At 69.9% G+C, this 19,594-nt stretch carries 17 protein-coding genes and 2 pseudogenes; 11 read left to right on the top strand and 8 right to left on the bottom strand.

The features are described from left to right. The first annotated feature begins 64 nt into the window (after positions 1–64). The 8 genes from FXO23_RS42700 to FXO23_RS42665 all read left to right on the top strand — a co-directional run bounded on the left by FXO23_RS42700 (position 65) and on the right by FXO23_RS42665 (position 10,238). Positions 65–1,390 carry a type III PLP-dependent enzyme domain-containing protein gene (locus tag FXO23_RS42700; protein WP_158893257.1) on the top strand — a complete coding sequence of 442 codons (1,326 nt, stop codon included), beginning with the start codon at positions 65–67 and terminating at the stop codon, positions 1,388–1,390. 18 nt (positions 1,391–1,408) lie between these two features. Further along, positions 1,409–3,004 carry an N-acyl-D-amino-acid deacylase family protein gene (locus FXO23_RS42695; protein WP_158893255.1) on the top strand — a complete coding sequence of 532 codons (1,596 nt, stop codon included), beginning with the start codon at positions 1,409–1,411 and terminating at the stop codon, positions 3,002–3,004. Then, positions 3,001–4,386 carry a GntP family permease gene (locus tag FXO23_RS42690; protein WP_158893253.1) on the top strand — a complete coding sequence of 462 codons (1,386 nt, stop codon included), beginning with the start codon at positions 3,001–3,003 and terminating at the stop codon, positions 4,384–4,386. Before FXO23_RS42695 ends, FXO23_RS42690 begins: the two co-directional genes overlap by 4 nt. A gap of 30 nt (positions 4,387–4,416) precedes the next feature. Beyond that, on the top strand, positions 4,417–5,544 hold the full coding sequence (locus FXO23_RS42685) for a lactonase family protein (RefSeq protein WP_158893251.1): 1,128 nt from the start codon (positions 4,417–4,419) through the stop codon (positions 5,542–5,544). A gap of 175 nt (positions 5,545–5,719) precedes the next feature. Further along, complete coding sequence (locus FXO23_RS42680) at positions 5,720–7,006, top strand: extracellular solute-binding protein (RefSeq protein ID WP_158893249.1); 1,287 nt, start codon at positions 5,720–5,722, stop codon at positions 7,004–7,006. A 5-nt stretch (positions 7,007–7,011) separates the two neighbouring features. Further along, on the top strand, positions 7,012–7,977 hold the full coding sequence (locus FXO23_RS42675; protein ID WP_158893247.1) for a carbohydrate ABC transporter permease: 966 nt from the start codon (positions 7,012–7,014) through the stop codon (positions 7,975–7,977). Further along, entirely contained in the window at positions 7,974–8,816 is an 843-nt protein-coding gene (locus FXO23_RS42670; protein WP_158893245.1) for a carbohydrate ABC transporter permease, read from the top strand. Before FXO23_RS42675 ends, FXO23_RS42670 begins: the two co-directional genes overlap by 4 nt. Positions 8,817–8,819: 3 nt before the next feature. Then, positions 8,820–10,238 carry a beta-N-acetylhexosaminidase gene (locus FXO23_RS42665; RefSeq protein ID WP_158893243.1) on the top strand — a complete coding sequence of 473 codons (1,419 nt, stop codon included), beginning with the start codon at positions 8,820–8,822 and terminating at the stop codon, positions 10,236–10,238. A gap of 10 nt (positions 10,239–10,248) precedes the next feature. Here the strand turns inward: FXO23_RS42665 and FXO23_RS42660 are convergent, their stop codons facing one another. After that, a complete protein-coding gene (locus FXO23_RS42660; RefSeq protein ID WP_158893241.1) occupies positions 10,249–10,473 on the bottom strand; it encodes a hypothetical protein in 225 nt (74 codons plus the stop codon). A 444-nt stretch (positions 10,474–10,917) separates the two neighbouring features. Next, positions 10,918–11,277, bottom strand: a pseudogene (locus FXO23_RS42655) (two-component system response regulator); the annotation flags it as partial. Here FXO23_RS42655 and FXO23_RS42650 point away from each other — a divergent pair. Further along, positions 11,276–11,615, top strand: a pseudogene (locus FXO23_RS42650) (cation:dicarboxylate symporter family transporter); the annotation flags it as partial. The pseudogenes FXO23_RS42655 and FXO23_RS42650 sit on opposite strands and share 2 nt — an antisense overlap. A 45-nt stretch (positions 11,616–11,660) precedes the next feature. Here the strand turns inward: FXO23_RS42650 and FXO23_RS42645 are convergent. From FXO23_RS42645 to FXO23_RS42620, 6 genes are all read right to left on the bottom strand, one after another. Further along, a complete protein-coding gene (locus FXO23_RS42645; RefSeq protein ID WP_158893239.1) occupies positions 11,661–12,107 on the bottom strand; it encodes an SRPBCC family protein in 447 nt (148 codons plus the stop codon). A 16-nt stretch (positions 12,108–12,123) separates the two neighbouring features. Further along, positions 12,124–12,831, bottom strand: coding sequence for an anti-sigma factor family protein (locus FXO23_RS42640; RefSeq protein WP_158893237.1), 708 nt, complete (start codon positions 12,829–12,831; stop codon positions 12,124–12,126). Then, entirely contained in the window at positions 12,828–13,367 is a 540-nt protein-coding gene (locus tag FXO23_RS42635; protein ID WP_179957040.1) for a sigma-70 family RNA polymerase sigma factor, read from the bottom strand. The genes FXO23_RS42640 and FXO23_RS42635 overlap by 4 nt, the downstream gene beginning before the upstream one ends. Before the next feature lie 204 nt (positions 13,368–13,571). Further along, positions 13,572–14,033, bottom strand: coding sequence for an SRPBCC family protein (locus FXO23_RS42630; protein ID WP_158893233.1), 462 nt, complete (start codon positions 14,031–14,033; stop codon positions 13,572–13,574). A 16-nt stretch (positions 14,034–14,049) separates the two neighbouring features. Beyond that, positions 14,050–16,905 carry an excinuclease ABC subunit UvrA gene (gene uvrA / locus FXO23_RS42625; protein WP_158893231.1) on the bottom strand — a complete coding sequence of 952 codons (2,856 nt, stop codon included), beginning with the start codon at positions 16,903–16,905 and terminating at the stop codon, positions 14,050–14,052. Positions 16,906–16,974: 69 nt separating this feature from the next. Then, positions 16,975–18,213: an acyltransferase family protein gene (locus tag FXO23_RS42620; RefSeq protein ID WP_425484961.1), complete on the bottom strand. Its 1,239-nt coding sequence runs from the start codon at positions 18,211–18,213 to the stop codon at positions 16,975–16,977. A gap of 109 nt (positions 18,214–18,322) precedes the next feature. Here FXO23_RS42620 and FXO23_RS42615 point away from each other — a divergent pair, with 109 nt between their 5' ends. Continuing rightward, positions 18,323–19,000 (top strand): MBL fold metallo-hydrolase, encoded by a 678-nt coding sequence (locus FXO23_RS42615; protein WP_158893227.1) that lies wholly within the window; start codon positions 18,323–18,325, stop codon positions 18,998–19,000. Beyond that, positions 18,997–19,594 (top strand): restriction system modified-DNA reader domain-containing protein (locus FXO23_RS51220; protein WP_218952320.1); only part of this gene is annotated, 598 nt, incomplete at its 3' end. The genes FXO23_RS42615 and FXO23_RS51220, both read left to right, overlap by 4 nt.

Genomic DNA, 19,594 nt, shown 5'->3' with positions numbered 1-19,594 from the left:
TGCTACACCTATGGCACTCATTATGCGCAACATGCGTTGCACCACACGCAACGGAGCCGAAGCGATGGCAAGTACGACCACGCGCGCCTGCACCTGGGACGCCGAGGCAACCGACCGCATCCGCCAGGAGAAACTCGACTGGCGTTTCAAGGCGATTCCCACCGCGCTGTGGGGACTCAGCCTCGCCGAGGCGGCCGGTCGGCGTCCATCCCTCTTCGCGGACGGATTCGTTGGTCCGTTCGTCGTACTGGAGGCGGACGCGCTGGACCACAACCTCCGCACGATGGCGTCCTGGTGCGCCGAACGCGGGATCGCCCTGGCTCCGCACGGCAAGACCACCATGGCCCCGCAGCTGTTCGAGCGGCAGATCCGGCACGGCGCGTGGGGCATCACCGCCGCCAACACCGGTCAGCTGCGGGTGTACCGCGCGTTCGGGGTCTCCCGGGTGCTGCTCGCCAACCAGCTCGTCGACCCGGCGGGGCTGCGCTGGCTGGCCGGTCAGCTGGACGCCGACCCCGGGTTCGAGTTCGCCTGCTGGGCCGATTCGGTACGCGGGGTCGAGCTGATGACCGAGACGCTGGTCGCCTGCGGCGCCCGGCGCCAGGTCGACGTCCTGGTCGAACTCGGCGGCGCGGGCGGGCGGACCGGGGCCCGCGATCCGGAGACCGCGCGGGCCGTCGCGGAGGCCGCGGGGAACAGCCCGGCGCTCCGCCTGGTCGGCGTCGGCGGTTACGAGGGCGCACTCGCCCACGACGCCACGGCGGGCTCCCGCGAGATCGTTGAGTCCTATGTGGACTCGATCCGCGAGCTGACGATCTCCTTGGCCGGAGGCGGCTTCTTCACCGACACCGACCGGATCATCGTGACGGCGGGCGGCAGCGCCTACTTCGACCAGGTCACCACGGGACTGACCACCGGCTGGCCGGACGGCCTGCCGGTCCTGCCGGTGCTGCGCAGCGGCGCCTACCTGACCCACGACGACGGGTTCTACCGCGGGATCTCCCCGCTCGGCGGCAACCCGCGGATCCAGGGCACGCCGCCGCTGCGGTCCGCGCTGCGCGCCTGGGCCCAGGTCACCTCGAAACCCACCGGCGAACTGGCCCTGCTCACCCTGGGCAAACGGGACGCCTCCTTCGACGAGGGCCTGCCCGAACCGCAGACCCTGCGCAAGCCCGGCGCGGCACCGGTTCCGCTGGACGGGCACCGGATCACCGCGCTGAACGACCAGCACGCGTTCCTCGCCCTGCCCGCGGGGTCACCGGTCGAGGTCGGCGACTGGGTCGCGCTCGGCCTGTCCCACCCGTGCACGGTGTTCGACAAGTGGTCGCTGCTCCCGGTGGTGGACGGCGACGGGGAAACGGTCGTCGACTTCGTCCGCACCTATTTCTAGAACGACAGGAGGCGAGCAATGGAGCTGGTCTTCCGGGGAGCCCAGGTCGCCGACGGCACCGGCGATCCCCTGTTCCGCGCCGATGTAGGCGTGCGCGAAGGGCGGATCGCCGCGGTCGCGGACCCCGGTTCCCTCACCGGTGGCCGGACCGTCGACGCGACCGACCTCGTGCTCGCGCCCGGTTTCATCGACATGCACTCGCATTCCGATATCCAGGTGCTCGCGCACCCCGAGCACCTGGCCAAGGTCTCGCAGGGGGTGACCACCGAGGTCCTCGGCCAGGACGGGCTCTCCTACGCCCCGGTTGACGACGAAACCCTGGCCGCCCTGCGCGGGCAGCTCGCGGGCTGGAACGACGATCCGCCCGGTTTCGACTGGAACTGGCGGTCGGTCGGCGAGTACCTCGATCGCCTCGACCGGGGCATCGCGGTGAACGCCGCCTACCTCGTCCCCCAGGGCACGGTCCGGATGCTCGCGGTCGGCTGGGCGGACCGCCCGGCGACCGAGTCCGAACTGGACACCATGCGCGAGCTGGTCGCGACCGGGCTGGCCGAGGGCGCGATCGGGATGTCGTCGGGGCTGACCTACACGCCGGGCATGTACGCGGACACCGAAGAACTCGTCGCGCTGTGCGAGGTGGTCGGCGCGCACGGCGGGTACTACAGCCCGCACCACCGCAGCTACGGGGCCGGTGCGCTGGAGGCGTTCGCGGAGATGGTGGACGTGTCCCGCCGCTCGAAGTGCCCGCTGCACCTGGCCCACGCCACGATGAACTTCTCGGTGAACAAGGGGAAAGCACCCGAACTGCTGACCCTGCTCGACGAGGCGCTGGCGGACGGCTGCGACATCTCCCTGGACACCTACCCCTACCTGCCCGGGGCGACCTACCTGTCGGCGTTGCTGCCCAGCTGGTCGACCGAGGGCGGACCGGACGCCACCCTGGCCCGGCTGTCCGATGTGGACACCCGGGAGCGGATCCGGCGGGAGATCGAGGAAACCGGCTCGGACGGCGCGCACGGCGTGCCGATCGACTGGGCGAGCATCGAGATCAACGGGGTCCGCCGGGCCGAGCATGACCACCTGGTCGGCCGTTCGGTCGCCGAATCGGCCCGGGCCGCCGGTCGGCCACCGGCCGAGCTGTACTTCGACGTGCTCATCGCCGAGCGGCTGGGCACCTCGTGCCTGATGCACGTGGGCCACGAGGAGAACGTGCAGACGATCATGCGGCACGTCACGCACACCGGGGGCAGCGACGGGCTGCTCGTCGGCGCCAAACCGCATCCGCGGGCCTGGGGCACGTTCCCGCGCTATCTCGCGCGGTACGTGCGCGAACTGGGCGTGCTGGAGCTGGCCGAATGCGTCGCGCACCTCACCGGGCGGGCCGCCCGGCGGCTGCGCCTGACCGACCGGGGACTCGTCCGCGAGGGCTACGCGGCGGATCTCGTGCTGTTCGATCCGAACGAGGTGCGCGACACCGCGACCTTCGACAACCCGCGGCAGCCCGCCGCCGGAATCCCTTACGTCTTCGTCAACGGCGTCGCCACGATCGACGACGGCCGTCCGACCGGCGCGGTCGCCGGGCGTTCCTTGCGCAATCCCGGGAGGACCCGATGATCGACTGGTTGCAGCATTCCACCGGCGGGCTGCTCGTCCTGGCCGCGGTGTCCATCGCCGTCCTGCTCCTGCTGATCATCCGGATCAGGATGGAGCCGTTCATCGCGCTGATCGTGATCGGGCTGCTCACCGCGCTCGCCGCCGGGCTCCCGGTGGGCACGATCGTCGGCTCCGCGCAGAAGGCCTCGGATTCGTTGCTGGAGAAGGGCTTCGGCGGGATCCTCGGGCACATCGCGGCGATCATCGGGCTGGGCACGATCCTCGGCGCCATCCTGGAGAAGTCCGGGGGCGCGCGGGTGCTGACGACGTCGTTGCTGCGGGCCTTCGGGGAGAAGCGCGCCCCGCTCGCGATGGGCATCGCCGGGCTCATCTTCGGCATCCCGGTCTTCTTCGACATCGGCATCTTCGTGCTGGCGCCGCTGGTCTACGTCGCGGCCAAACAGGGCGGCCGGTCACTGCTGCTCTACTGCCTGCCGCTGATCGCCGGGCTCTCGGTCACGCACGCCTTCCTGCCGCCGCACCCCGGACCGGTGGCCGCGGCGGGCCTGCTGCACGTCGATCTCGGCTGGATCATCCTGATGGGCGCGGTCTGCGCGATCCCCGCCTGGTTCATCGGCGGCGTGCTGTTCTCCACCTGGATCGGCAAGCGCATCCACGTGCCGGTGCCCGCCGAGATGCTGGTCGAGGACGAGACCGAGGACGGCCCGGAGCCGCCGTCGCTCGGCCTGGTCGCCGCGATCATCGCGGTGCCGCTGGTGCTCATCCTCGCCGGGACGTTCGGCAGCATCTGGCTGCCCAAGGACTCCACGCTCGCCGGGGTCGCCGCGTTCATCGGCACCCCCGCGGTGGCGCTGACGATCGCGGTGCTGCTCGCGTCCTGGCTGCTCGGCATCCGGCGCGGGATGAGCGGGAAGCAACTGTCCGAGTTGTCCGCGACCTCGCTGCGCCCGGTCGCGATGATCCTGCTGGTGGTCGGCGCCGGGGCGTTCTTCGGCGCGGTGCTGGCCGCGACCGGGATCGGCAAGGCCGTCGCGGGTTCGCTGGACGACGCCGGGCTCCCGGTCATCCTCGCCGCGTACGTGATCAGTTGCGGGATGCGGATCGCGCAGGGCTCGGCCACGGTGGCGATCGTGACCACGAGCGGGATCGTCGCCCCGACCGTGGCCGAACTGGGCTACTCGCAGGTGCAGCTCGCCCTGCTGGTCGTGGCGATCTCGGCCGGTTCGATCATCGCCTCGCACGTCAACGACGGCGGGTTCTGGATCGTCTCGCGGTACTTCGGGATGTCCGTGTCGGACACGCTGAAGACGTGGACCGTCCTGGAAACCGTCCTCTCGGTCTCGGGTTTCGGGGTGGCGGCTTTGTTGATGGCTTTCGTCTGATCTCACCATTTCACTGAGGGAGTTGGGTTCATGGCAGAGCTCGGTCGTCGTACTTTTCTCGCTGCCGCGGGCGCCGTGACAGCAGGTAGCATGCTGAACATCGGTGTCGCCGGTGCGAGTGGACGAGGGGGTCGCGTGGTTTTCGTTGGCAGCTATACGAGTTCTCCGTCCGCCGGGCACGGGCTCGACGTCGCGACCTGCGCCGGTGGGCCCGCCCTGCGCCTGGACCACACGGTGCCCGGGGTCCCGGACGCCTCCTGGTTCGCCTTCTCCGCCGACCGCAAGGTGCTGTACTCGACGAACGAGGCCGAACCGGTCGGTTCGGTCACCGCGCTGAGCCTGCGGGATCCGGCGCGCCCGGCGGTGCTGAACAAGCAGACCTCGCGCGGATCGGCTCCCACGCACCTGTCCGTGCATCCCAGCGGGCGCTACCTGCTCACCGCCAACTACGGCGACGGAACCGTGGTGGTGCACCCGATCCTCGCCGGCGGCAAGCTGGGCGAGTCGACCGATCTGGTCAAGCACACCGGCTCCGAGCGGGACGCGCACGCGCACCAGGTGGTCACCGATCCGAGCGGCCGCTGGGTGCTCGCGGTCGATCTCGGCGCCGATTCGGTGTACGTGTACCGCCTCGACCTCACCAGCGGGAAACTCGCGCTCCACGAACAGGTTCGGCTGCCCTCCGGCGCGGGGCCGCGGCACCTGGCGTTCCACCCGAACGGCCGGGTCGCCTACGTCCTCGGTGAACTGCGGCCCGAGATCACCGTCGCCTCCTGGGATCCGGGCAGCGGCAAGCTGACCCCCGGCAAGGTCGTGCCCACGGTCGCCGCCGGCGCGCCCGGGCCCAACTACCCCGGCGAGATCGCGACCTCCGGCGACGGCCGGTTCGTCTACGCGTCCAACCGCGGCGAGAACACGATCGCGGCGTTCGCGACGGGCCAGGGCGGGCACGACCTGAAACGGCTCGGGGACAACGCGTCCTCCGGCGGCGACTGGCCGCGGCACTTCACGCTGGATCCGTCGGAGCGGTGGGTCTACGTGTCCAACCAGCGGTCCGGCGCGGTCACCTGGCTGCCGCGCGATCCCCGTACCGGCCTGCTCGGCGCCCCGCGCGGTTCCCTCGCCGTGCCGTCCGTCGCCACCGTCCTCTTCCGCTAGTCCGAACAGCCGCAATTCGCCGCCGAGTTGCCCTCTCTCACCGACTGAGCGAGGGCAACTCGGCGCGGATTGCCCGGCTTGGGTGGTCTAGACCCTTGTGTGCCCCCGATCACGGTTCTACGATCGGTTGCCAATAGCGAAACGCTCATTGCAATTAATGCAACGGAGATTCCTCATGAGAATCCGTCGTACCCTGATCGCGCTGACGGCCGTCGCGCTCGCCGCCGGCTGCGCACCCACCCAGTCCGGCCCCGCGAACCAGGGCGGGGACGAGAAGACCGGGACGTTGCGGGTCTGGCTGTTCGACGAGGCCAACCGCGCGCCGAAGGAGGCGACCGTCAAGGAGGCGATCGCCGAGTTCAAGGCCGCCCATTCCGGTGTCGAGGTCGACGTCCAGTGGATTCCGGTGGAGGGTCGCGCGGACCGTTTCTCGGGCGCCTTCAACGACCGGGCGAACGCACCGGATGTGGCCGAATTCGGCAACACCGACGTGGCGAGCTACGCCGAAACCGGCGCGCTGGCCGACCTCGGCGGCGATGTGGGGGCCTGGAAGGAGGGCGCCGATCTGCTGCCCGCGGTCCTGGACACCGCGAAGGTCGACGGCAAGCTGTACGGGCTGCCCTGGTTCACCGGGATCCGCGCGCTCTACTACCGCACCGACATCTTCGCCGAACTCGGCCTGAAACCGCCCGCGACCCTGGCCGAACTCACCGACACCGCACGGCGCGTCCGCGCGGCCAAACCGGATCTGTACGGGATTTCCGTCGGTGGCAAGTACACCTACGGCATGTTGCCGTTCCTCTGGTCGACCGGTGGCGAGCTGGCCCGGCGCGAGGACAACCGGTGGACCGCCGCGGTGACCTCGGCCCAGGCGAAGGAAGGCGTCACCGCCTACGCGCAGCTCCTCAAGCCGGACATCTGCCCGCCCGCGCAGTGCGCGAACTTCACCGGGACGCAGAGCGTGCAGGCGTTCGCCGGGGGCAAGGCCGCCATGACGATCGGCGGCGACTTCAACCGCAAGGCCGTGGATCAGGGCGCGTCGGCCGGGAAGTACGCGGTGGTGCCGCTGCCCGGGACGCAGCCCGGTTCGATCGCCCCGGCCTTCGCCGGCGGCAACCTGCTCGGGGTCTTCGGGTCCAGCAAGCGGCGCGGGCTGGCGGTCGAGTTCGCCGAACTGCTCGCCGGTGCGAAGTACCAGGCGAAGATGTACTCCGCGATGGGGAACCTGCCCACGCTGGGCAGCGTGCAGCAGCAGCTCGCGGCCAACGACGCGTTCCTCAAACCGTTCGTGGACACGCTGAAGGCGGGGACGAAGTTCGTGCCCGCCACGCCCGCCTGGTCGAAGATCGACGCGCAGAACATCCTGCCCACGGCGATCCAGCAGGTGGCCACCGGCGAGCAGAACGTCGACGCGGCGCTCGCGGCCGCCGCGGAGAAGATGAACAACGTGTTCGGCGGCTGACCTCGATGACCACCCAGCAAGTGCTCACCTCCCCGCCGACGCCCCGCACCCCGGCGCCCGTGCGCCGGACGCGTCGGCGGGGCGACGGCCGCGCGGCCGCGCTCTACCTCGCGCCGATGGCGATCCTGCTGCTCGGCGTGCTGGCCTACCCGATCTACCAGCTCGTGCTGATCTCGGTGTACGACTACGGGCAGCCCGAAGCCGCGGGCAACGCCCCGCTGGTGTTCATCGGGCTGACCAACTACACCCAGTTGCTGGCGACCAGCACCTTCTGGGTCGTCCTCGCCAAGACCCTCGGTTTCGCGGCGGTCTGCGTGATCGGGAGCCTGCTCGTGGGCACCGCGCTCGCGGTCCTGGCCAGCCGGGTGCGCGCGGTGCCGCGCATGCTGCTCTTCCTGGCCGCGCTCGGCGCCTGGGCCACGCCCGCGGTCGCCGGTTCGTACATCTGGCTGTTCCTGTTCGACACCGATTTCGGCCTGGTCAACAAGGTGCTCGCCGGGATCGGTTTCGACGGGATGGCCCAGTACTCCTGGACCTTCGACACCTACAGCGCGTTCGGCCTGGTCGCGCTCGAGGTCATCTGGTGCTCGTTCCCGTTCGTGATGATCACCATGTACGCCGGGATCAAGGCGATTCCGGACGAGGTGCTGGAAGCCGCCGCGCTGGACGGCGCGTCGACGCCGCGGATCGCGGTTTCGGTCATCCTGCCGATGCTGCGGACCGTGCTGATGATCGCGACCGTGCAGTCGATCATCTGGGATTTCAAGGTGTTCACCCAGATCTACGTGATGACCAACGGCGGCGGGGTCGCCGGGCGGAACCTCGTGCTGAACGTGTTCGCCTACCAGCAGGCGTTCGCCGGGCAGGAATACGGCCGCGGCGCGGCGATCGGTGTGGTGATGACGGTGATCCTGATGTCCATCACGGGCCTGTACGTGCGGTCCCAGCGGCGCAGTGCGGGACTGGTATGAGACGCCCGGGCCGGACGATCGCGGAGATCGTCACCGTCGCGATCGCGGGCCTGGTCGCGTTTCCGCTCTACTGGATGGTGCTCACCGCGTTCAAACCACCCGGGGAGATCCAGTCCGCGAATCCGGTGCCGTGGACCCTGGCGCCCACTGTGGACAGTTTCGAGCGGGTGCTGACCGTTTCCGGGTTCGGCGGGTATTTCCTCAACAGCGTGCTGGTCGCGGCCGCGGTCGTCGTGTTGTCGGTGCTGTTCTCGTTCCTGTCCGCGGTGGCGTTGACCCGGTTTCGCTTCCGCGGCCGGACGGTGCTGATGGTCATGCTGCTGGTGGCGCAGATGGTGCCGCTCGAGGCGCTCACCATCCCGCTGTTCTTCCTGATGCGCTCGGTCGGCCAGGCGGTTCCGGCGTTCGGGCTGAACGAGCTCGGCTCGCTGGTCCTGGTGCACCTCACCTTCAGCCTGCCGTTCGCGATCTGGATGTTGCGCGGATTCGTCGCCGCGGTGCCGGTGGAACTGGAGGAGGCGGCGCGGGTGGACGGCGCGAGCCGGTTCCGGTTCGTCTGGCAGATCCTGTTCCCCCTGGTGGCCCCGGGCCTGGTGGCCACCAGCGTGGTGGCGTTCATCCACGCGTGGAACGACTTCCTGTTCGCCAAGACGTTCATCTACACCAAAACGGAGAACCAGACGCTGCCGCAGGCGATGCTGGTGTTCTTCAAACCCGAGGAGAACGACTGGGGCGCGATCATGGCCTCGTCGACCCTGATGACGATTCCCGCCCTGGTCTTCTTCGTGCTCGTCCAGCGCCGGCTGGTCTCGGGGATGGCGGGCGCGGTGAAGGGCTGACTCATGACTGGATTCGACACGCTGCTCCCCCGGCCGCTCGAGGTGCGCCCGGCGCCCGGCGAATGCCGTTGGCCCGCGCCGGTCTCGGTGGAACGGGACACTTCCCTGCCCGCCGAGGGCTACCGGCTGGAGATCACCCCCGAACGCGTCGCGATGCGCGTGGCGGACGACGCCGGGGAGGTCTGGGCCCACCAGACCCTGCGCCAGCTCATCGGCCCGGACGCCTTCCGGGCCGCATCCATCCATAGTGGACAGTTGACCCTGCCCTGCGGGACGATCATCGACCAGCCCCGCTTCGCCTGGCGAGGCTGCCTGCTCGACGTGGCCCGGAACTTCCGCCCGAAGGCCGACGTCCTGCGCTTCATCGAGCTGCTCGCCGCGCACAAGCTGAACGTGCTGCACCTGCACCTGACCGACGACCAAGGCTGGCGGATCGAGGTGCCCCGGTTCCCGAAACTGACCGAGATCGGCGCCTGGCGCCGCGAATCCATGGTCGGCCGGCACGACGGCCCGGAACGGGACGGCCGCCCGCACGGCGGCTTCTACACCGGCGACGATCTCCGCGAGATCGTCGCCTACGCGGCCGAGCGCGCGATCACGGTGGTCCCGGAGATCGACGTGCCCGGGCATTCCCGCGCGGCCATCGCGGCATATCCGGAACTGGGCGCACATCCCGACCGGCGGCTCGAGGTGTGGACGTCGTGGGGCGTCAGCACGGACCTGCTCGCTCCGGAGGAGTCCACTGTGGACTTCTACCGAGCGGTGTTCGACGAGGTGCTGTCGATCTTCCCGTCCGACGTGATCGGCATCGGCGGGGACGAGGTGCCCGGCGCGACCGACCGGCACGCCTGGTTCGTCGAGCGGATCATCGAATACCTGCACGAACGGGGTCGGCGCGCCCTGGGCTGGGACGAGATCCTCGACCCCGGCCGGCCGCTGCCCGGCCCGACGGTCATCGGTTCCTGGCGCGGGGAAGAGGCCGGGGTCCGGGCGGCGATCGCCGGGCACGACGTGGTGATGTGCCCCGAGCAGTACGTCTACCTCGACCACCGGCAGTCCGATCATCCCGACGAGCCGATCCCGGTCGGCTTCCTGCACACGCTCGAGCACGTGTACGGCTACGAACCGCTGCCGCCCGGGTTGCTGGAAAGCGCGCGGCACCACGTGCTCGGCGCACAGGCGCAGGTGTGGACCGAGCACCTGGATTCCGCGCGCCGGGTGGATTACGCCGCCTTTCCCCGGTTGTGCGCGTTCGCCGAGGCCGCCTGGAGCCAGGGGCCGCGGGACTACCCGAAGTTCGCCGCCCGGCTGCGGGCACACCACCTCCCGCGGCTGGACGCCCTCGGGGTGGAGTACCGGCCGCTCGACGGACCGTTGCCCTGGCAGACCCGGCCCGGCGTCCCCGGGCGCCCGCGATCCTGACCCCGCCTCGTCACCGGCGACGCCCGCGACGAGGACGCCCGCGGCGCCGGCGGGCGGCCCGCTGCTGGAACCGGCGGGCGACGACCGCGCCGCCGGCCGCCGTCAGCCCGCCGAGCGGCCAGACGAGTGCGGGGCCGACCAGGATGGCGAGCACGATCAGCGTGCCCAGGAAAAGCAGGCACAGCGGGAAAACCAGCACGAGGAGCCGGAGGGTGGGCGCCCACGCCCCCAGCACGAAGAGTGTGAAGTGACTTAACCAGACTTCCGGCGGTCTACCCTGTTCACAGCCGTTTCGCTCGACAGGTGAGTTCCACTCATCCCCCTGGGACGCATGGTTCACAACACGCCTCCCCTGTGAACAGCCTTGTCCGGATCCCGCCACCGAGAAGCCTCCCCACTTCGCAGCGTGCCACTCAGTGTCATCAAGCAGGACCCGACCGTGCTATGGCAGTTCACCGGGTTACGGTCAGTGGTACCGCTGTCGCGACAAACGGGTGATCGAGTTTCCCCCGGGGCAATCACGCCTCATTCGAATGAACTTCCGAGGCCGAGTCGACCTCAAACATCCAGGTGCACACCCAAATGCACGTGCATACACACGTGCGGCAATTACCTGTCCTCGCCAAGTTGATCACCGTACGTCGCTGAATGGCTACCGTTCACCGAAATCCCGCGCGGCCTAGCCGACCGGCCGGTACCAGACCTCCGGCCGCCCCACCTGGCCGTACCGCGGCTCGCGTTTCGCCAAGCCGTTGTCGGCGAGATAATCTAGGTAACGCCGTCCGGTCACCCGCGAGACACCGGTCGCGGTGGCCGCCGCACCCGCGGACACCCCACCCGGCTCCTCCCGCAACGCCGCGCTGATGGCCTCGAGCGTCGCACCGCTCATGCCCTTCGGCAACACCAGGTGATCGGCGGTGCGCAAGGTGGCGAGCGCACGATCGACGTCGTGCTGATCCGCGGCCTCCCCCGGCTGCCCGACGCTCTGCCGGAACCGCGCGTACCGTTCGAGCTTCTCGCGCAGGGACGCGAACGTGAAGATCTCGTTGCTGGTGTTCATGATCATCGCGTCGAAGGGCGCGGCCGGGGTCAGCGGTGCCGGGATCGCGACGCTGGCCGGTGGGCTGTCCTCGCACCGTGCCGGAGCTGGTGGACGGGGTCGGGTTCATCCTCGGCATCGGCCGGTTCATGTCCGAAGCGCGGGCGCTGACCAACTTCGCCGGGAACGCGGTGGCCACCGTGCTCATCGGGACGTGGACCAAGGAGTTCGATCGCGCGCGGGCGGCCCGGGTGCTCTCCGGCGACGCCCCCTTCGACGAGGCGACCCTGCTCGACGAATCCCCCGCCGAACGGCCTCGCGAGTCGGTGCCCGCATAGGCCCTGCTCCCTGCTCGGCGGCCCCGCGCGGGCCGCCGATCGGGTTCAGGCCCGGGCCAGATGCGCCGCCAGCCCGCGCCGGCCACGCCGCATCATCAGCGCGTGGTTCATCCGGAACACCGGGCGCGCCACCCGGTCCAGGCGGCGCAGCAACTCCTTGCGGGCCACGACCTCCTGGGTGATCTCCAACCGGGTGCCGCCGTCGTGCGGCACCACGAGCCCGGCGAGCGACCCCTCGAGATCGCCGGTGAGCTCGACCCGCAACCGGCCCGCCCGCTCGTCCTGCTCGGCCCGGTGCATCCGCAGCACCAAGTGGTACGGCAGGGTCGCCCGGCAGACGAGTTCGGCGGTCTCGTCGTCGACCTTGCGCACCGTCCGGACGTCCGGCCACCACGCCGGGTACGTCGCCAGATCGATCACCGCGGCGAACACGGTGCTGGCGGGCGCCCCGAGCGACCAGGTGTCCCGGAACCGGTAGGGGGTGAGCCGCACGCCGCCAGTATGCCCGTCACGCTTTGGCCGAAACGAGTTTCCGGCCGTCGGTGGTGACCACGTCGACCGACGCGACCTCGTTCGGCGCGACCAGGGCGGAACCGTCGAGACCGGTGCCTTCGGCCTCGCCCTTCGCCGACACCAGCCAGCTACCGGCGATCATCGGCTGCCCCTGTTTCGGCGTCACCACGAGCAGGCACTTCTCGCCCTGGTGCACGCCTTGGACGGTCGCGTGCACCCGCACCCACCCGGCGGCCGGGGTGACCGCGGCGACCAGGGCCGCGCCGGTGCCCGGATCGGTGGCCGCGAGGGTGCGCACCCCGGCGGGCGGCACGCTGGTCAGGGGTGGTGGCGGAGACGGCGCCGCGCGGTTGTCGGGTGCGGTCTGCCGGCCGAGCACGACCCCGCCGCCGAGCGCGACGAGCACGGCCGCGGCCACCCCCGCGGTGACCGCCCAGCGCCGCGACCGCCGCGGCGGCTCCGGCTCGGCTTCCCTCGCCTGCCGGAGGGTCCGCTGCAGCAGCAGGTCGCCGCCCTCGGGCGGGCCGTCGAGAAACGCCTCGGGCGGCACCTCGTCCAGTTCGGACCGCAACCGCATCAGCTCCGCGAACTCCCGGCGGCAGGCCGGGCAGGCGTCGAGGTGCCGTTCGAACGCCGACGCCTCGCGGTCGTCGAGTGCCCCGAGCACATAGGCGCCCAGCGATTCGTGCTCCACCGCGCTCACCGGGCCACCTCCGTTCCTTTGCCCGACATCACGGCCCGGAGGGCGCGCAAGGCGTAGTAGGACCTGGACTTCACGGTACCCGCGGCCACGCCGAGCACCGCCGCGGCTTCGGTGACCGTGCGCCCGCGGTAGTACAGCTCCACCAGGACTTCCCGGTGTTCCGGGGACAGGCCGTCGAGGGCGCCGAGCACGGTCATCGAGTCGACCACGGTCTGCGCGTGGTCCCGTTCGACCGCGGGCGCCTCGACGGACTCGGCGACCTCCTGCGGCCGGGACGCCCGGGCCCGGGCCCGATCGGTGACGATGTTGCGGGCGACGGTGAGCAGCCAGCCGCGCACCGATCCCTTGCCGTTCTCCAGGATTTCGGTGTGTTTCCAGGCCCGGAGCAGGGTTTCCTGCACCACGTCCTCCGCGGCGGCCCGATCCCCGGTGAGCCGGGTGACGTAGGCCAGCAGGCTCCGGCCGTGCTCGTGGTAGAGGTGCCGGATCAGCTCCTCGCCCTGGGCCCGTTGCCTCCGCTTACCTGCGATCGACACCCCGGTCCTCTCCGTGCCTGTCCGAACGGTCGGCGAAGACAGTACTGCACCCGAGCGGCCCGGCGGGAATTGTCGGCCCGCCGCGATGACTGCCACATTCACTTCCGGCCGCCTCCGCTCCGCGCCCGCGCGATCAGTTGCTTCTCCACACGCGTGCGCGGGCCGAGCGGTTCAACCCGGGCGCGGGTTTTCTGCTCCCGCGGATCAGGCCTCGAACAGGGCCCGGAGCCGGTTCAGCGACCTGGTCATCCCGGCGGTGACGAACCGCTTCCCGGCCAGCCGGATCAGGATTCCGCGCAGCGGCCCGGCGGGTTCCTGGCGGGAGCGCAGGCGCACCAAGGTCTGCGCGCCGCGCGGTTCGAGTTCGATCGCGAACTCGGTGCGCCGCGCCAAGCGGGGCGCCGGTTTGCCGTCGAGCCGCTCGGCGAGGTGCTGCCAGACCAGCCGCCGCGGTGGCTCCCAGCGGATGATCTCCTGGTCGACCTCGCTTCGGCGGCGGCCCCAGTAGCCGTACTGCCGCCGCCGCTGGCCGGGGCCGTCACCGTCGACCACCACGACCCGATCGGCGAGCGCGTACCACTTCGCGGCTTCGGCGGGCTCGGCGACCACCGCCCAGATCTCCTCGGCGCCCGCGGGCACCAGGGTTTCCCGGACGATCTCGATCATCGCGCCCGCCTCTGTGTCAGGGGAGGACGTGGGTGAGGAACTGACCGGTGTAGCTCTCCTCGACGCTCGCGATGTGCTCCGGGGTGCCCTCGGCGACGACCGTGCCGCCGCCGGAACCGCCCTCCGGCCCCATATCCACGATCCAGTCCGAAGTCTTGATCACGTCCAGGTTGTGCTCGATGACGATGACCGTGTTTCCCTTGTCCACCAAGCCGTTGATCACGCCGAGCAGCTTGCGGATGTCCTCGAAGTGGAGCCCGGTGGTCGGCTCGTCGAGCACGTACACCGTCTTGCCGGTGGACCGCTTCTGCAGTTCGCTGGCGAGTTTGACGCGCTGCGCCTCACCGCCGGACAGCGTCGGCGCGGGCTGGCCGAGCCGGACGTATCCGAGCCCCACGTCGACCAGGGTCTGCAGGTGCCGGTGGATCGCCTTGATCGGCTCGAAGAACTCGGCGGCCTCCTCGATCGGCATGTCCAGCACCTCGGACACGGTCTTGCCCTTGTAGTGCACCTCGAGCGTTTCGCGGTTGTACCGGGCGCCCTTGCAGACCTCGCACGGCACGTACACGTCCGGCAGGAAGTTCATCTCGATCTTGATGGTGCCGTCACCGGCGCACGCCTCGCAGCGGCCGCCCTTGACGTTGAACGAGAACCGGCCGGGCTGGTAACCGCGCACCTTGGCCTCGGTGGTGGCGGCGAACAGCTTGCGCACGTGGTCCCACACCCCGGTGTAGGTGGCCGGGTTCGACCGCGGCGTGCGGCCGATCGGCGACTGGTCGACCCGGACCAGCTTGTCCACCAGGTCCAGCCCCTTGACCCGGGTGTGGCGGCCCGGCACCTGGCGGGCGCCGTTGAGCTTGTTCGCCAGCACGGTGGCCAGGATGTCGTTGACCAGGGTGGACTTCCCGGAACCGGAGACCCCGGTGACCGAGATCAGGCAGCCGAGCGGGAACGCCACGTCCACCCCGCGCAGGTTGTGCTCGCGCGCGCCGACCACGGTGAGCTGGCGCTTCTTGTCCACCGGGCGGCGGATCGCCGGGACCTCGATGCCCTTGCGCCCGGACAGGTACTCGCCGGTGAGCGATTCCTTGCTGCGCAGCAGCTTCTTGAAAGGTCCACTGTGGACGATGTGGCCACCGTGCTCGCCCGCGCCGGGGCCGATGTCGACCACCCAGTCGCTGGCCCGGATGGTGTCCTCGTCGTGCTCGACCACGATCAGCGTGTTGCCGAGATCGCGCAGCCTGGTCAGCGTCTCGATGAGCCGGTGGTTGTCGCGCTGATGCAGGCCGATGGACGGCTCGTCCAGCACGTAGAGCACGCCGACCAGCCCGGAGCCGATCTGGGTGGCCAGCCGGATGCGCTGCGCCTCGCCGCCGGACAGCGTGGCGGACGCGCGATCGAGCGAGAGGTAGTTCAGGCCGACGTCGAGCAGGAAGTGCAGCCGCGCCTGGATCTCCTTGAGCACCGCGCCGGCGATCATCGCCTCGCGCTTGCCGAGCTTGAGCTCGTCGAGGAATTCCGAGGCTTCGGAGATGGAGAGCGCGCAGATCTCGGCGATGGACCGTTCGCCCCGGGTCTTGTGCTCCAGCGTGACCGCCAGGATCTCCGGCTTCAACCGGCTCCCCTGGCAGACCGGGCACGGGACCTCGCGCATGTAGCCCTCGTAGCGCTCCCGCATGTATTCGGATTCGGTCTGCTCCTGGCGGCGCTCCAGGAACGGGATGACGCCCTCGAAGTTGGCGTAGTAGGACCGCTGCCGCCCGTAGCGGTTGCGGTAGCGGACGTGCACCTGCTCGTCGATGCCGTGCAGCACGGCCTTCTGCGCCTTCGCGGGCAGCCGCCGCCACGGGGTGTCCATCCGGAAGCCGATGGTCTCGGACAGCGACTCCAGCAGCCGCTGGAAGTACTCGGCGGTCTGCCCGCCCGCCCAGGGCGCGATCGCGCCGTCGGCCAGGGAGAGTTCGTCGTCCGGCACGACCAGCTCGGGGTCGACCTCCTTGCGCACGCCGATGCCGGTGCAGTCCGGGCAGGCGCCGTAGGGCGAGTTGAACGAGAACGAGCGGGGCTCGAGGTCCTCGATGGCGAGCGGGTGCCCGTTCGGGCAGGCCAGGTTCTCGGAGAAGCCGCGGGTGCGGTGCGGATCGTGCTCCGGGAGGTCCACGAATTCCAGCTCGACCAGGCCGTCGGCCAGCCGGAGCGCGGTCTCGACCGAATCGGTGAGCCGTTGCTTGGAGGTGGGTTTGACGGAGAGCCGGTCGATCACCACGGCGATCTCGTGCTTCTCCTGCTTCTTCAGCTTCGGCGGATCGGTGAGCGGGTGCACCGTGCCGTCGACCCGGGCGCGCGAGTAGCCCTGCTGCTGGAGGTTGGCGAACAGGTCGACGTACTCGCCCTTGCGACCGCGGACCACCGGCGCGAGCACCTGGAACCGGGTGCCGGGTTCCATGTCCAGCACCTGGTCGACGATCTGCTGCGGGGTCTGCTTGCTGATCAGCTCGCCGCACTTCGGGCAGTGCGCCTTGCCGGCCCGCGCGTAGAGCAGCCGGAGGTAGTCGTAGACCTCGGTGATCGTGCCCACGGTGGAGCGCGGGTTGCGCGAAGTGGACTTCTGGTCGATCGACACCGCGGGCGAGAGGCCTTCGATGAAGTCGACGTCGGGTTTGTCCATCTGGCCCAGGAACTGCCGCGCGTAGGCGGACAGCGACTCCACGTAGCGCCGCTGCCCCTCGGCGAAGATCGTGTCGAACGCGAGGCTCGACTTGCCGGAGCCCGAGAGGCCGGTGAACACGATCAGGCTGTCTCGCGGGAGGTCGAGGTCGACACCGCGGAGGTTGTGCTCGCGGGCGCCGCGAACAACGAGGCGATCAGCCACGCCAAGATCCCTTCAATAAAAGTGCTCGGACCTGCACGATCACGGCCTATGAGAGAGGCCGGGACCATGCTAGGACGGACCACCGACAGAAACGGGCGCCGGACCCTTCTGCGGGGGTTCGACCAGGTCATCGAGCCCGGTTGCCGGGGCGGGTGCCCGGCGATGGGCGGCTCGGGTCAGCCAACGATGGGCGGGCCGTTCCACCGCGACCGTGAGCAACCAGCCGGTCACGATCGCGGCGAGGAGGACGAGGAGCAGCCGGGTCCAACCGGGCACCCCAGCGTTGAGCAGAGCCTTGGCCAGGATATAGCCAAGTTCCTGGTGCACGAGATAGACGCCGTAGGAGATGCCCGCGAGCCAGCTCAGCGCGGGGGCGCAGCGGCGCAGCACGGGGAGGTCCCAGTCCGGTCCCCGCGCGGCCGCGCAGATCGCCAGCAGCAGCACCGCGAAACCGATGATCGACGGCCACCGGCTCGGGTCGATCGCGGTGGCGTGGCGTGCCGGGAACATGTGCAGGTCCTGGGCGTGCACGGTCGCGGCGAGGAGCAGGCCGAGGTGCCAGCCGGGGACCCGGCGGCGCGCCCACAGCCAGATCGCCACCCCGATCGCGAACGCGTGCACCCGGTGCAGGCCGAGGCCGAAGAGCAGGGTGGTCACCCACCCGGGTTCGGTGCCGGGGCTGAAGAGGACGAACCGCAGCACCACCGGCCCCGCGACGAGCAGCCAGATCAGGCCGAGCACGCGCCGATCGGTGCGCCAGCGCCGCGGCCAGAGCACGGCGGCCGCGCAGAATGCCATGAGCTGCACGGGAAGCGTCCAGTAGGACCCGTCGAGCCAGTGAAAGTCGACCGACCAGTTCTGGATCATGGTGAGGTTGACCACGAGGTCCAGCCCGACCGGGACGTACCAGGGGGACGCGTCCGGCGACACGTCGACCGGCGCGCCGAAGAGGATCGAGAACCAGTCGTCCCCGAAGTGCTGGCGGTTGAAGGCCGCGGTCGCCAGCCGCATGATCACGTAGGTGAGGACGACGGCCACCAGGTAGGCGGGCAGCAGCCGGGCCGCTTTCCGCCACAGCCAGCGGCCGGGGTGCCCCTTGCGCAGGGTCGCGCAGACGAAGTAGGCGGAGATGACGAGCAGGGTCGCCGCGCCGTACTGGGCGGGGATCGTGAACGGGTAGCCGGTCAGTTCCGGGTGCAGGACCGCGGCCTGGTGGGTGATGTGCCCGAGCACGACGGAGAAGACGGCGACCACGCGAATGAGGTCCCAATTGAGCCGCCGACCGGTCGGCACTGGGGAACGAGGCACGGTCATCCTGAGGGACTCGAATCGACGGGCAGCCCGAGACTACGTGGCGCGCGCGAAACGATCTCGAACGGGTGGAACTCCCCGGAACGAACCGACTACCGTGTGCCAGGTGAACGTCGTAGATGAGTACACCGGCCACGTCGAGCCGGGCGGGGATGCCGCACGCCGCACCCTGAACGCGTTGACCATCACCAAGATTTCGGTCGGCCCCATGGACAACAACGCGTACCTGCTGGTGTGCCGCGAGAACAATGAGGCCCTGCTGATCGACGCCGCCGCCGACCCGGAACGGATCTCGGACCTGATCGGCCACGGCCCGGACCGGCCCGCCCTGCGCACCGTGGTCACCACCCACCAGCACCCGGATCACTGGCAGGCCCTGGGCGCGGTCGCCGGCGCGAACGGCGCGAACACCGCCGCCCACCCCCTGGACGCGGAACCGCTCCCGGTGCCCCCGGACTTCCTGGTCGAACACGGCGACACCCTCACCGTCGGCGACTGCACCCTGGAAGTCATCCACCTGCGCGGCCACACACCCGGCTCGATCGCCCTCCTCTACCGCGACCCGGCCGGCCACCCCCACCTCTTCACCGGCGACTCCCTCTTCCCAGGCGGCGTGGGGCGGACGACCAACCCGGAGGACTTCACGTCGTTGATCGACGACGTCGAGTCCCGCATCTTCGGCGAGCTGCCGGACGACACCTGGTTCTACCCTGGCCACGGCGATGACTCCACGCTCGGCGAAGAGCGCCCCAAGCTCGCCGAATGGCGGGACCGCGGTTGGTGAGCGCGCAGGCCCCCGACAGCCGGCGGGAGAGTGTTCGGGACCTCCTCGAAGCAGGCCTGATTCGTGCGGGCGACCGACTACGATTCACCCGTCCCAGAGCAGGCGAAGAACACGTCGCCACGGTATCGCCTGAGGGACGCATCGCATTGTTGAACGGAAACGAGTACGACACCCCGTCGGATGCTGCGAAAGCGGTCGCCAACACGCAGGTAAACGGCTGGATCGCATGGCGCACAGACACGAATCGCACCCTTGCATCCCTACGCAACCAACTTCGTGACGCCGCAACTGGCGTTACCACGTCCTCTGCGCCACACGAGTACCTCAGCGAAGTCGGCGAACAGCTGAGAGCCAACGAAACTGTCTCGGTCACCGTACGAGAGCTTCTGCGCCACTGGAACGCGCGGAATCGTGGAACCCGGATAACCCGAAGCATAGAGAAGGACCTCGGAAGCCATGGGCTGCGGACGTTTCCCCACTTTCGTGATGTCGCACTCGACACCCTGGTGCGATTCTCGTTATTCGGCGATGAGGAAGGGATCAATTCACCGGATAAGTCCACACTCAAGATGCACACTATCCCCGAATCCGATT

Origin of the sequence: Amycolatopsis anabasis (assembly GCF_009765355.1) — a bacterium.
In the GTDB taxonomy this organism is placed as follows: domain Bacteria; phylum Actinomycetota; class Actinomycetes; order Mycobacteriales; family Pseudonocardiaceae; genus Amycolatopsis; species Amycolatopsis anabasis.
This window is presented reverse-complemented; position numbering and strand designations above follow the sequence as displayed.

What these genes read in the sequence shown, in the direction of transcription:
- FXO23_RS42700 (WP_158893257.1), top strand. Translation starts at nt 65, where the DNA reads ATGGCAAGTACGACCACGCGCGCCTGCACCTGGGACGCCGAGGCAACC.
- FXO23_RS42695 (WP_158893255.1), top strand. Translation starts at nt 1,409, where the DNA reads ATGGAGCTGGTCTTCCGGGGAGCCCAGGTCGCCGACGGCACCGGCGAT.
- FXO23_RS42690 (WP_158893253.1), top strand. Translation starts at nt 3,001, where the DNA reads ATGATCGACTGGTTGCAGCATTCCACCGGCGGGCTGCTCGTCCTGGCC.
- FXO23_RS42685 (WP_158893251.1), top strand. Translation starts at nt 4,417, where the DNA reads ATGGCAGAGCTCGGTCGTCGTACTTTTCTCGCTGCCGCGGGCGCCGTG.
- FXO23_RS42680 (WP_158893249.1), top strand. Translation starts at nt 5,720, where the DNA reads ATGAGAATCCGTCGTACCCTGATCGCGCTGACGGCCGTCGCGCTCGCC.
- FXO23_RS42675 (WP_158893247.1), top strand. Translation starts at nt 7,012, where the DNA reads ATGACCACCCAGCAAGTGCTCACCTCCCCGCCGACGCCCCGCACCCCG.
- FXO23_RS42670 (WP_158893245.1), top strand. Translation starts at nt 7,974, where the DNA reads ATGAGACGCCCGGGCCGGACGATCGCGGAGATCGTCACCGTCGCGATC.
- FXO23_RS42665 (WP_158893243.1), top strand. Translation starts at nt 8,820, where the DNA reads ATGACTGGATTCGACACGCTGCTCCCCCGGCCGCTCGAGGTGCGCCCG.
- FXO23_RS42630 (WP_158893233.1), bottom strand. Translation starts at nt 14,033, where the DNA reads ATGATCGAGATCGTCCGGGAAACCCTGGTGCCCGCGGGCGCCGAGGAG.